9 protein-coding genes and 1 pseudogene are annotated in these 12,700 nt (G+C 59.4%); 6 read left to right on the top strand and 4 right to left on the bottom strand.

The window, feature by feature from the left end; all coding sequences use genetic code 11:
* On the top strand, positions 1-551 hold a 551-nt coding region (locus VGK48_19305), incomplete at its 5' end, for a hypothetical protein (GenBank protein HEY2383328.1).
* 23 nt (positions 552-574) lie between these two features.
* Positions 575-1,885, top strand: a complete 1,311-nt coding sequence (locus tag VGK48_19310; GenBank protein ID HEY2383329.1) for an NAD(P)/FAD-dependent oxidoreductase — start codon at positions 575-577, stop codon at positions 1,883-1,885.
* A gap of 50 nt (positions 1,886-1,935) precedes the next feature.
* On the opposite strand, the gene VGK48_19315 is transcribed toward VGK48_19310, so the two are convergent.
* Together VGK48_19315 and VGK48_19320 are read right to left on the bottom strand one after the other, a co-directional pair.
* On the bottom strand, positions 1,936-2,313 hold the full coding sequence (locus VGK48_19315) for a hypothetical protein (GenBank protein HEY2383330.1): 378 nt from the start codon (positions 2,311-2,313) through the stop codon (positions 1,936-1,938).
* Positions 2,314-2,457: 144 nt separating this feature from the next.
* Positions 2,458-3,306 carry a heme-binding protein gene (locus tag VGK48_19320; GenBank protein HEY2383331.1) on the bottom strand — a complete coding sequence of 283 codons (849 nt, stop codon included), beginning with the start codon at positions 3,304-3,306 and terminating at the stop codon, positions 2,458-2,460.
* 287 nt (positions 3,307-3,593) lie between these two features.
* Between VGK48_19320 and VGK48_19325 the strand changes: the two genes are divergently transcribed.
* Both VGK48_19325 and VGK48_19330 read left to right on the top strand, forming a co-directional pair.
* Positions 3,594-6,464, top strand: a complete 2,871-nt coding sequence (locus tag VGK48_19325; GenBank protein HEY2383332.1) for an insulinase family protein — start codon at positions 3,594-3,596, stop codon at positions 6,462-6,464.
* Between the two features lie 500 nt (positions 6,465-6,964).
* Positions 6,965-7,564, top strand: a complete 600-nt coding sequence (locus VGK48_19330) for a hypothetical protein (protein HEY2383333.1) — start codon at positions 6,965-6,967, stop codon at positions 7,562-7,564.
* Positions 7,565-8,584: 1,020 nt separating this feature from the next.
* Here VGK48_19330 and VGK48_19335 read toward each other — a convergent pair.
* A complete protein-coding gene (locus VGK48_19335) occupies positions 8,585-8,827 on the bottom strand; it encodes a hypothetical protein (GenBank protein HEY2383334.1) in 243 nt (80 codons plus the stop codon).
* Between the two features lie 331 nt (positions 8,828-9,158).
* Here VGK48_19335 and VGK48_19340 point away from each other — a divergent pair, with 331 nt between their 5' ends.
* Together VGK48_19340 and VGK48_19345 are read left to right on the top strand one after the other, a co-directional pair.
* Positions 9,159-9,566 (top strand): hypothetical protein, encoded by a 408-nt coding sequence (locus VGK48_19340; GenBank protein HEY2383335.1) that lies wholly within the window; start codon positions 9,159-9,161, stop codon positions 9,564-9,566.
* 22 nt (positions 9,567-9,588) lie between these two features.
* Positions 9,589-10,035 (top strand): annotated as a pseudogene (locus tag VGK48_19345) (prolyl oligopeptidase family serine peptidase).
* Between the two features lie 634 nt (positions 10,036-10,669).
* On the opposite strand, the gene VGK48_19350 reads toward VGK48_19345, so the two are convergent.
* The coding region (locus tag VGK48_19350; GenBank protein ID HEY2383336.1) for a hypothetical protein at positions 10,670-12,700 on the bottom strand (2,031 nt) is incomplete at its 5' end.

Below are 12,700 nucleotides of genomic sequence, written 5' to 3' on the forward strand. Positions count from 1 at the left end.
TCATCAAGCAGGTGGACGACGACACCGTTGGTGTCTTTGGGGAGATCGGTTCGTGGGATGAGATCACGGCCGACGAACGCAAGGTCTTCCGCGCGGTCGGCAGAGCGCATGCCGCGACGAACATGTCGATCTTTACGCACACCGGAATTCCCGGCAAATCGGCGATCGAGCAGCTCGATATCCTCGAGGACCAGGGCGTCAACCCGAACCGCGTCGTCATCGGACATCTCGGGAATCTGGTGGATAACAACGTGTACGTCCACAAGCAGATCTGCAGACGCGGCGCGTTCGTCGGTTTCGATCGCCAGGGTGGAAATGGCGACGCGCAACAGGTGCCGATGGTCATGGCGCTCATCGAGGCAGGTTTTGCCGATCATCTGATGTTTTCGGCGGATACCTCGAGCGGCTACGGTAAAACGATGACCGTTTTCCTGCCCAAGCTGAAAGCCGCCGGCGTCAGTGATCAGGTGCTGCACGGAATCACAGTCGACAACCCGCGCCGCTTTCTGGCGTTCGTTCCGAAACGGCCGCGAAAAAACGTCAAAGCTTAGCTTTGCGGGTACTGGAATCAGGCATGACTCCACAGTCTCTGCCGATGGTTTTTATCGTGGGTGGGGGATTCGCGGGATTGGCTGCCGCGAAGGCGTTGGCGCATGCTCCCGCCAGGATCACGCTGGTCGACCGCCGCAATCATCATGTTTTCCAACCGCTCCTCTATCAGGTTGCCACGGCTTCGCTGTCTCCCGCAGATATCAGCGCCCCGATTCGCAAAGTGGTGCGGCGGCAAAAGAACTGTCAGGTTGTCCTGGGAGAGGTGACGGCAGTCGATGTCGCCGGCCGCCGCCTGATCTTCGGTGATGCCTCGGCTCCATACGACTATTTGATTCTGGCGGCAGGCGCGACGGACACCTATTTCGGCCATGACCAATGGGCGTCGATCGCGCCGGGCCTGAAAAACATTGAGGACGCCATCGAGTTGCGGCGCAGGATTCTGCTGGCGTTCGAAACTGCGGAATATGAAGGAAGCGACGAGGAGCGCCGCGCCGTGTTGACCTTCGGCATCGTCGGCGGCGGGCCAACCGGAGTCGAACTGGCCGGCGCGATCAAGGAGATTGCGGGCCATACTCTGCCTCGGGATTATCGCCATATCGACACACGCACGACGCGCGTCATCATCTTCGAAGGAGGGCCGCGGTTGCTGGCTGCGTTTGCTCCGGAGTTACAGATCCGCGCTCAGAATGATCTGGAACGCCTGGGCGTCGAAGTCCGTCTGAATGCGATGGTGACAAACGTGACCCCCGAAGGCATTTCCATTGGTGCTGAATTCATTCCCGTCCGGAATGTATTCTGGGCGGCGGGTGTCAAAGCCAGTTCACTGGGGAAGACTCTTGGGGTTCCCACGGATCGCGCAGGGCGCGTGATTGTCGGCCCGGACCTGACCATACCGGGCCATCCTGAGGTTTTTGTCGCTGGCGATCTGGCCGCCGCGAGATCCGCAGACACCGGCAAACAGGTTCCCGGCGTGGCGCAGGGCGGTATCCAGATGGGCAGGTATGCGGGAGAGATGCTCGCCCTTGCTTTGCGGAACGGCTCCGACGCCGTGCAGCGCAAGCCTTTCGTCTATCACGACAAAGGCACGGTCGCCGTCATCGGGAAATCGAAAGCGGTCGTCGAAATCGGCCGCTTCAAATTCGGCGGCTTTTTTGCCTGGGTGCTCTGGGGCGGGATTCACATCGTGGCACTTATCGGCTTCCGCAATCGGTTGCAGGTTTTGATCAACTGGTTGTGGAACTGGCTATTCAATGCCCGTGACGCGCGGCTCATCACCGGCGATGTCCGCATCCATGTACACATTCCGCCGGGCGGAATCAGCCGCCCGAAGTAGACGACAATTGAAGCAATGAAGAAATCTCGAATTGATCCAATTTACATTTCTTATTCAGTCGTCAAAGCCATCGTGTCGTCCACGGTGAGGCGCTTCGGCGCTTTAGGATCCGGGCCGGAGTAAACGGCGATAATTTTGAAAGAGGACTCGGCGGCTTCCGCGGAGTAGGAATAGTTCGGCCGGGCCGGCATCGCGCTGAGGTCCCCGCTGGTGCGAAGTTCGTCGAGTGTAACGTACTTGCCGGTGGAGGCGAAATGCTGCCGCTCCGCCTTGGCCAACGCAAGCAGGTCGTTGCGCACGCCGGTGACATCGATAGTTGTTTGAGGATTGGAGCCGATCGCGGTTATCGATTGCGCCTGTTTCATGTAGACGTAGCCGCCGATTCCGACCACCACCACCAGCATAATGAATCCAAAAGCGCGTCCCATGGCGCATCAGTGTAGTGCAGTGACGGTTTTCGCGCCACAAAACGCGCACACAAAACAAAACACAAGAAGCACAAAAAATAGGCTGCGAGCCTGCTCCTTGTGCTTCTTGTGTTCCGTTCCCGGATCGCGTTTACGGTTGAAATGTTACCGGACCGGGGGAAGCGCGGTCTGATCCCCGGTATTGATGCATGTCGGATGGCCGAATCCACTGGCGCTATTACCGGTCCCGCCGGAAGGATTGGGCGTGATGTCGTAAATGATGTTATCCGGATGCATGGGATCCCCGCTGACGCCGCCGACGCCGGACAAGTGGTCCAGGCCCAGATTGTGTCGCACGCGCCATGCGATCATGTGATCGGCGCAGGAAGTGTCGCCGCTGACCCCAAGTCCGCCGACGAGTTGCTGATTCGGAACCGAGCCCGTGTAGAGCGACAACCCGCCGCCGAATACATTGACGCCGCCGATTTTATTGCCGACCATCGGATCATTATGGTCGCCGTAATGTTTGGAGTCACCGGCATAAGCCACACTGGTGTCCACCGGATTGCTTTCCTGCAAACCAAACAGGCTGCCTCCGGGCTGTACGGCCGAATACAAATTCGCCGTCGACAGGGAAAGGCCGTTCGGTTGCCCTGACGCGTTGGCAACCGAAGATCTATCGAGACTGAACAAATTGGCAGTATTTGCTTTTTGCGCCGCAATCGCCCGGCTGCCCAGCCACTGCGCTCCGAAGGAATTGCCGGAAAAGGCGACCGCGCAAACGGTTCCATCGCGACTGACGATCGTGGCCCACATGTTGTTATTCAGTCCGCTGGTCTCGGTCGTTACAGCGCTGATCAGAGCCGCTTGTAGAGCCGACCAGCTCGGGAGATTCTGACAGCCGGGGCCGCCCTGCGTAGAGTTACTCGCCGCAGTGCTAATCTGCGCCCATGCGGTTGTTCCGATGAATAGGCAGACCGAAAGCACCATCGCTACAATCAATTTCTGTTTCACTGAGTTCTCCTGAATTGTAAAAGTTGCCTGCGTATGCATCCGTACATGCGCATGGAGTTGTACTGATTGGCCGCACTCCCGGCGGCCAGAATTTGCTCTGTCCGACGAAGCTCAGTTGTTACTGGACGGAGATCGCGTTGTACCACAATCGGGAAGAATCAAACCACAGAAAAGTTGTTACAACGGAAGGAGCGTTGGCGCTTATCTAAAATATAAATAAATCAGGCGCATAAGAGCTTGACCGCGGGGCGACTGGCCGGGGTCCAAACTTCTGGTAGGATTAGGGGGTGACTTTAACCCGATTTCGAAACCCGTTTTTCCTGGCGTTGGCGCTCCTCGCCGTCATGGCGATCGCATCAGCCGCTCAGGCTCCGTCTGACCTGCATGAAACGTCCGCCGCTTCGGTGGCGTCATATGCGTTGCCGCAGTCGATGCCGGTGGATCCCGACGTCCTGGTGGGGACGCTGCCCAACGGTCTCCGCTATTACATTCGCGCGAACGGCAAGCCGGCGCACCGCGCCGAGCTGCGGCTCGTCGTCAAGGCCGGATCGGTTCTGGAAGACGACGATCAGCAGGGGCTGGCGCACTTCGTTGAACACATGGAATTCGAGGGCACCCGGCACTTTCCGCAGCAGGGGCTGCTGGATTTCCTGTCGTTGCTTGGTCTCGGCATCGGCCCGGATGCGAACGCGGCGACCAGCTACGACGATACCCAGTACACTCTGCGGATCCCGACCGACCGGGCCAATGTTCTCGATCGTGCGCTGCTTGTGCTCGAGGATTGGGCGCAGGGCGCCACCTTCGATCAAAGCGGGATCGACCGCGAGCGCGGTATCGTGCAGGCGGAATGGCGTTTACATCTCGACGCCGATGAACGCACGCAGGACAAACTGCTCGGAATCCAGCTTGCCGGATCACGCTATGCCGATCGGACGCCCATCGGTAAGCCCGACACTATCGAGCACGCGCAGCGGGAACAACTGATACGGTTCTACCACGACTGGTACCGCCCCGACTTGATGGCGGTGATCGTTGTCGGCGACGTCGACCGCGATGCCGTCGTGGCTATGATCAAGGAGCACTTCGGGTCGCTCTCCGCGCCGTCACCGGAACGGCCGCGTCCCAACTTCGACGTGCCCGAGCACCGCGGCACCCGCTACGCGATCGTGAGCGATAAGGAAGCCACCTCAACGGCGGTGCAGATCAGCGATCTGCGGCCCGCTCGCAACCAGGGATCGGTCGGCGGCTACCGCCAGATCATGATCGATCAGCTGTTTTCCGACATGCTCGGGGCCAGGCTCGACGAGCTCGCCCGCAGCGCGAATCCACCGTTCGGGAGAGCCGCTGCCAGCCGCGAACTGTTCCCGGCCCCGCGAACACGGGACGAAGCGGTGCTGCAGGCGGTCGTATCGAATGATGGGGTGACGAGCGGCCTGGCCGCACTCGTCACCGAGCTGAAGCGGCTCTCGCGGTTCGGTTTCACGGCGACCGAGCTTGCCCGCTCAAAGCAGGCGATGATGCTCGACTATGAGCGCGCCGTCACCGAAAGTCCCGACCGCGATTCGGCGAGCCGCGCCGACGAATACACCCGCAACTTCCTCGAATCCGAGGCGCTGCCGACGATCTGGCAGGAACTCGCATTCCATCGCCGTTTCCTCCCCGGCATCACGCTGGCCGAAGTCAACAAGCTGGCGGGGGATTGGTTTCCCGACGACAATCGGCTGGTGGTCGTCGCAGCGCCCGACGCGGCCGGCGTCGTACTGCCGGACCAGCGGCAACTCACGGCCACGGTGAACGCCGCGACGGCGAAGCGGCTGACGGCATACGTCGACACGGCGGCCGGGCAGACCCTGATGGCGTCGAAGCCGGCGGCCGGCACGATCGTCAAAACAACGCCGCACCCGGAAGCTGGAATCACCGAGTGGACGCTGTCGAATGGCGCAACCGTGGTGTTGAAACCGACGACGCTGCGGGAGGATCAAATCCTGTTCCAGGCCGTGGCGCCCGGCGGGACGTCGCTTGCGACCGACGCCGAGTTCATTCCGGCTCGTGTCGCGAGCGAAGTCGTTTCGGCGGGCGGCCTGGGACAGTTGAGCGCCGTCACGCTCGACAAGATTCTCTCGGGCAAGGCGGTCGCTGTCGTGCCGTTCATCAACGAGCTGGCCGAAGGGCTGCGCGGCGGCAGCACGCCTCCGGATCTCGAGACCATGTTCCAGCTGCTGTACCTGCGGTTCACGCAGCCGCGCGCCGATCCGACGGCATTCGCCGCGGTCGCCTCGCAGGCGCGCGCTCTCCTGGCGAACCGGATGGCGAGCCCGGATGTCGTGTTCAATCAGACGATCGACGCCGCGTTCAGCGGCGATAGTCCGCGGCGGCGGCCCGAGACCCCGGCCAACGTCGATCAGTGGAGTCTTGCGAAATCGCTGGCGTTCTACAAAGCGCGCTTCGCGGACGCCAGCAATTTCACCTTCGTCTTCGTCGGCAGCTTCACGCCCGAAACCATCCGGCCGCTGGTCGAGACCTACCTTGCCAGCCTTCCGGCGACGCACGCCCACGAGACCAGCCGCGACCTCGGCATCACGCTGCCGTCCGGCATCGTCGAGAAGACGATCGAAAAAGGCATCGCCCCGAAAAGCGAAGTGGCGATCGTGTTTTCCGGACCATTCGAGCCCGACGATCCGCATGCCCTGGCGCTGCGGACGATGACGGAAATCCTGGAGTCCCGGCTGTTCGAAACCATCCGTCAGGAACTGGGCGGCACCTACAGCATCACGGCAGAACCGGACATCGGGAAGTTTCCGCACCCGCAGTACGTCATGCGGATCGATTGGACCTGCGATCCGGCGCAGACCGGCGCGCTGGTCCGCCGCGTGTTCGACGAGATTGCGTCCTTCAAGGCCATACGGTTGTCGGAAATGCAAATGACATTGGTTCGCCAGGGCCTGTTGCGCGAATTCGAGCGGAACAGTCAGGACAACAGCTACTTCCTGAACGAGATCACCCGCCGGTACCAGGAGGGCGACACCGCCAATCTCGCCGCGATCGCCAATCTGCCGGACCGTATCAAGATGTTGACCGGCGCCGAGCTCTACGATGCCGCACAGACCTATCTCGACACCGACCGGTATGTGAAGGTCATCCTGATGCCGGAACGGTAGGAACCTGCAGGCGCGGTCTAAGACCGCGCGCTGTGAATGAATTCAGGCCGTAGGGGGCTGTTCGTCTGTAGCCCCGGCCGGGCTTTGCACATAAAGTTGAAGAGGTGGACATTCCCCGCCTTTCCAAGGCGGGGTGGCTGCGCCACCAATAAAACGGTCCCGTTCCTTAGCGGCGCAGACGGGGCGGTTAGTAACTTCAACAAATAAGGTGCGCTACGCGGTTCCTGGATAACCTTTATTAGTGCTTCGCCCTGTCGGGCTCGCGCTTCGCGTATTAGTGCTTCGCCCTGTCGGGCTCGCGCTTCGCGCCCTCCGGCGCTAACTCGATCACAGCTTGATAGACCGAACCACAGCAAATCTCGGCGAACCCTGGATTTTTGTGCAAAGCCAATCGAAAAGGAATTTATGGAGTCCAAATATGTTGCCACGGTTGGTACCGTCGACTGAAGGAGGATTCTGTTTTGAGAGTCAGTCACATTTTTTTGCGGTCTGGGGCGTTTATGTTGCTGGCCGGCGGGTTCGCATTTCCCGTCTTCGCGCAAGTTCCGGTTCCGCCGGGGCGTATTGCCCAGCAAATCATCGTCAATAGTCAGCCGGCGAATGGCGCCTATGTCCGAAACGCTGCAGGCGGAATGCAAGCCTTTACCTGCGACAGTCCACAGCGTTACACCACTCCGGACGGCTCGGCGCAAGGCTGGGCTTGTTATGATCAACGGACCGCAACCTTTTTGCTGAATGCCTTGCCGCCTGCCCAAGCCCAGTCCGCCCCGCGGCCGGCGCCGTTGCCCGCGCCTTCGCAGGCGCCGCTTCCCCAGACACCGGGCGTGGTCCGCGCGCCGGCCTCTCCTTACCCCGGCTATCCAGCCGCCGGCTTCCCACAACCGCGGCTTTCAGGGAAAGTAAAGATCGACACGAAGCGGAAGGACGTTATGGTCTACGTCGACGGTGGCTTTGCAGGTCGAATCAAAGACCTCAAGAAGTTTTCACTGCCCGCCGGAAACCACGACATCGAGCTGCGCGACACCAAGGGGCAAACGATTTTTAAAGAACAGGTGCAGGTCATTCCGCAAGAGACCGTCGAGGTGAGACCCACCGCTTGATGCACTCCACTGAATTGTTTGGGTGGAAAAAAACCGGGGGCCGAAGCCCCCGGGAAAGAGGTTGTTGCACCGCGATCCAATCGATTCCTTTGTCGATGAACCTGCCTGACCCGGATCATTCGATAACTGAAGCACGCTACGTGGTCCTTGGCCTATCGAGCCGGTTTCGTCTTTTGGTTGTCTGTTATTACGATGCGCGAAGAATACGACTTTTCCAAAGCGATCCGTGGAGTCACCGGGGCACGCTACGCTGAAGGAACAAATGTGGTCCGGATCGATCCGGATGTTGCTGAGATCTTTCCTGACGCCAAAGCTGTAAACGAGGCTCTTCGAACCTTTGTTCGTCTTACCCGGCGCGAAACTCCCGCGCGTTTCCGCAAAATGCATCGTACAAAACGGTAACGCTATTGGGTTCGAGAGCTCGGTCATGGCGAGAGCAGCACGAAGGGCCGGAAGATCGCGGCGACAAAACGGTTGAATGTTATGTCTGGAGTCCGTCCCAGGACCAGTGTGGGACTCTGAGGCCGCTCGGTACATCAGCGGCGGTCTGATGGTAGCGCGACATCGTTGTCGTGGTCGCCCAGGCGAAGTAATCGTACAAGACTTGCCGCAAGGCGCTTCGGTATCGCCGAATTTCTGAAATATGGCAATGATGTTGCAGAATGTACAAGCGGACACACTCACTAAGGCTATGAGGTCGATTTTCTCGTTGGAGATCGTATCGGCATCGAAGTGAAGGCTTCGAAGCGGGTGTCCTCAGCCGATATGAAAGGACTGCAGGCTCTCTCGGAGGAAATAAAGCTGAAGAAGCAGATTGTCGCATCGACCGAACCGCTGGAGCGCATAACCGACGAGGGAATTACAGTCCTTCCCGTAAGAACAACAGCTATGGGAAGACCGCCTGCTCGAGTGACCATCGCACGTGATGTGCGATGAAAGTGCAAATGGCCGCATGTGCATGTCGATGCTTGCGCGATTCAAGGCATCCAACGTGGTGTGTCTTCGGACCAATGCAAGCTGTTAGTGGGACAGCTTCCGATAGACAAACGCGCCGAATGGGAACAGGGCAATCAGTACTACGGCGCCAACGACAGGCAAGGTCAGACTGATGATGCCGCCATCCGCTGAAGCATACTGCACTTCATGGCGGCCATGGATCAGGATCATGCTCCAGATCGGCAACATAACGCCGAAGACGGCGAACGAGCTGAGACCTGTGAGAAGGGATATGCCGGTGGCCGCAGATAGTTTGAGGAACTTCATTCGGGGCGTCAGTGTATAACGCTGCGTAACGGGTGACAAGAAATTCGCCAGGGCCTGTGCGCACCGGAGTCAGCATGACTGTCACATGGTCAAAGCGATGTCGGCGTTCTGCCGTTCTTCTGTCCAGGCCTGAACTGCCACTGTTGGATCGCCTGAATTGCGCTATCGGTCAGACCGGATGGCAGTCCGCGCATGACACGCAGCACATCTACCGTGCCGTGACTCCGGATAACCACTTGCAGGCAACCTTGGATGTCATACCGTCAAACCCAGGAAGCAGAGCGGTTGCTTCCCACTCAATCAAGAGTCGTTGTAATCTGTGAGGCATCGTATGCAGCAGAAGTGCATCCTCTTATCTCTACTGATCGCATTCTTTGGAGCCGGAATGCCGTGCATGGCGCAGACACCAGCGATAGTGAGCCAATCGCCATGCCCGTTCACCACGTTCCAAGCTCAGGCGGCGTTCGTGAAGCGGTATTACACCCAGAGCGAATATGATGCCGCTAAGAACAGCCGCATTATTGAATGTTTCAGGATTCAATACCTCAGTGATGGGCTGAAGGTCGTGGGCTTCCTGGTCAAGCCTCGCACTATGCAAGACAAGCGGTATCCAGTCATCATTTACAACCGTGGCGGTCTGCTGGATGTTGGCAAGATTGACGCCTCGAACATCCTGGAACTTTTATCAGCTAGCCTCCGGCGGATTCATCATTCTGGCCTCACAGTAGCGGGGAAATGATGGTGGAGAAGGCCGGGAGGAACTTGGTGGCGCGGATGTGGATGATGTGACCAACCTGCTGGCCATCGCCGCTGGCTTGCCGTATGCCGATGCAAAGAACGTCTTCTTCTATGGCCTTTCCCGTGGCGGCATGATGACCTTTCTTGCCCTTCGGCATGGCGCGGTCGTGAACGCGGCGGCGGTAGTTGGCGCCGTCTATGATTTGCAGGATGCGCTGAACACCATAAAGCGCCAGTCCCCCGCCCTTGCTGAAAGGCCGGAGAAAGTGAATGTACCGCTGCTGATGATCCATGGCGGGCAGGATGATGAAGTTCCTGTGGCCCAGGCACTCGCCTTCGCCGGAAAGGTCAATGCGCTGCATAAGCAATATCAGCTACTCGTGTACGACGATGATATTCATGAAGCGGCGCAGCATCGGGAGGAGCGGGATGCGGCCATTGTCGGTTGGTTCAAGCGGTTTACGAAATGACTTGGCTGGCAGCAACTAACAGTGTGAAGTCTGTTTTCGCCTACATCTTAAGGAACCTGCCGAAGCCGTCCCGCGGTCCGCGCCACCCTCTAACCGGCGCATCATCCGGCGTCGGGCGAGCGCATGGTATCTGTAGGCTTTGCACAAAAAATCGATAGATGGACATTCCCCGCCTTTCCAAGAGGGGCGGTTAGTAACTTCAACAAAATAAGGTGCGCTGCGCGGTTCCTTGATAACCGCTATTACTGTTTCGCCCTATCGGACTCGCGCTTCGCGCCCGCCCTCGCGTTCTAACGTTTTGATCGTCGGACATCCCCGCCTTGAAAGGCGGGGATGTCCACGCCACTCATTGTTTTGAGGGACGAGCAAAACTCGGCTTTGCCCAACAAGAGGGGAACGGAGGGATGCTTGCCGGGTGGAGTTGCGTCTTTGGGGCTTTTTGGCTCGCGAGTGCATGGCAGCGCCGGAGAGCGCAGCGATCTGCTGAGCATTCGCGCCGACCTTGTTATGGCTGACGCTCCTGTGCCGATTCGCCGCCGGGAATCCGCCCGCTGCCGGACCGGGGGCAAGAGCCGGCACACTGAAGAGCCCCCGGCGTGCGCCGGGGACCCTTGCTCATGTAGCAGGGTTCAGCTTACCGGCTGACCTGTAGGCTGGTTCCACCACCAGGGGCGCCTCTGCCGCTGTCACCGCTGGAGACAACCTTGACCCAGAGTGCATCCTTGTCCTTGAAGTACGAGGTGTCGCTGGCCTTGCGCAGCGCATCCAGGCTGTCCTGAGGCGTACCCGAGGCTGCGGCGGTAAATCCCGGCAGCTCAAAGATCACCCACGAGCCGCGATCCAGTTCCGTCAGGGAGAGGGACACGTTCGGCCTTTCGGTGGTTACCTTGATCTCGGTACCGGCTCGTACGGTGCCTGAGGTTATGGTGTACTCCTTGCCATTGCGGCTCAGAACGATCGGCGGCTGAGCAGGTGCAGCAGCAGCTCCGCCTCGACCACCAGCACCGCCAGGAGCTGCGCCTCTAGCACCAGCTCCGCCGGGACCAGCAGCTGCACCACGAGCGCCAGCTCCGCCAGGACCAGCAGCCGCGCCGCGAGCGCCACGTGCGCCAGCTCCAGGAGCTGCGCCACGAGCGCCGCCACCACCGCCGCCAACATTCATGCGCCCAACATCACCCTTGCACACCGCAGCGTTCCAGGTGGGCTTAATCTCACAGGCTCCTGTGTCGACTGCGATGCTGTCGTGGACGCCGTCATTGATGAGAACGTAGGACTCGGGACCGCCGCCGAACGAGCCGTCGTGGTCGCGGATCGCGGCGGTCTTATAGGCCGTGCTGCCTCCATTATCGTTGGCCCACTTACGCTCCATCGGCGGGAAATACACCGGCTTAGCGTTGACGAATTTCACGTGATCGACGGCGTTGTTGGAGCTGACCCCGAAGCTGGCATAAAACAGGACAGTTATCGCTCCCGACTTGCGAGTGGCGTTGTCCTGGTAATTCACGAACGTGGTATTCACCACATCATGACGGTAATCGTAGTACTCGTAGCCGTGGATCGGGTAATCCGGGATTTCGGGCTTCGGCAAGCTGCGGCCGTAGGCCTTTTCCGCGTCAGTCCTGGGGTTGCCGATATTCTCGGTTTCGCCCACGAACAGCGAGTCAACGACCTTTGACGTAAAGGCATAACGACCGAATTCGCCGGACGCGTGCGTAAAGCCGTTAGCGTTGTCGGCCAGCTTCACGTTCCTGAATACGTGCATCTCACCGCGGCCCCAGATGGCGCCATTCCGGTTCTTGTAGGCGGTGAGATCCTGGAAGACCGATTCCACCGCCGTGCTGTTCGCGTCAGCGGGATTTTCATGGCCGGTCTGCGAGCTGCCGGTAACACCGAAATGGCCATCAGGCCCAACGTTTCGGTCGAACATGAACGAGTCGTAGTTGGAGTGGGCGACGTTGCCCTTGAACTCACGGAATGGCGTTCGACGTGGCCAGGTCTTCGCGCTGATCTCCGTGCCTTCGAACTTACCCGTCGGGTGCTCCGGCAATGACATCCAGAAGCCGTTCGCGTCGGAACCCGCGGCCACGTTATCCCGGTAGATGTTGTCCGGATTGGTGATCCAGAAAGTCGCCGCCGTGTTGTCCGAGGGAAGCAGGATGTCCTTGGCATTCTGGCCATTCCCTCCCGCTCGGGGTTCTCCGGCTGCAGCGAGGTTTGTCGGGACGCACGGCGCTTCCGGATGACACTTGGTCAGGATCCCCAGGTTGTGCACGAACTGGTTGTCGTGCTCCACGCCGTCCTCCAGGAAGAAACAGTGACCAATGCTGTTGTAGGTTACGTTGTTTTCAATGTCCAGGAAATTTGTGCCATGCACCGTCACGCAGCGGCTGTAGGTGTCGTGAATGGCCGAGTTCTTGATGTACTGCCCTTGCGCATCGCCGATCAGATGCCAATGGATCGGATACCGGGCCAGATGCATGTTCTGACCCATGCGATTGAGCTCGACGCCCTCGACAAACATCTTGCTCCCGTTCATCGCCATAATGTGGCCGCCAAAGAGCGTCTGGTCTGCGTCGGGCGAAGCCTGGACCACGATATTGCGCGACAGCATGCCGACTTCGCCGCGTTCGTCCACGTCGAAGGTGATCTTGCCGAAGTGCATGGA

This window comes from Terriglobia bacterium (assembly GCA_036496425.1).
In the GTDB taxonomy this organism is placed as follows: Bacteria; Acidobacteriota; Terriglobia; order 20CM-2-55-15; family 20CM-2-55-15; genus 20CM-2-55-15.

Coding starts and splice junctions, on each gene's coding strand:
- VGK48_19315 (HEY2383330.1), bottom strand. CDS start 2,313: ATGGGACGCGCTTTTGGATTCATTATGCTGGTGGTGGTGGTCGGAATC.
- VGK48_19310 (HEY2383329.1), top strand. CDS start 575: ATGACTCCACAGTCTCTGCCGATGGTTTTTATCGTGGGTGGGGGATTC.
- VGK48_19340 (HEY2383335.1), top strand. CDS start 9,159: ATGCAGCAGAAGTGCATCCTCTTATCTCTACTGATCGCATTCTTTGGA.
- VGK48_19335 (HEY2383334.1), bottom strand. CDS start 8,827: ATGAAGTTCCTCAAACTATCTGCGGCCACCGGCATATCCCTTCTCACA.
- VGK48_19330 (HEY2383333.1), top strand. CDS start 6,965: ATGTTGCTGGCCGGCGGGTTCGCATTTCCCGTCTTCGCGCAAGTTCCG.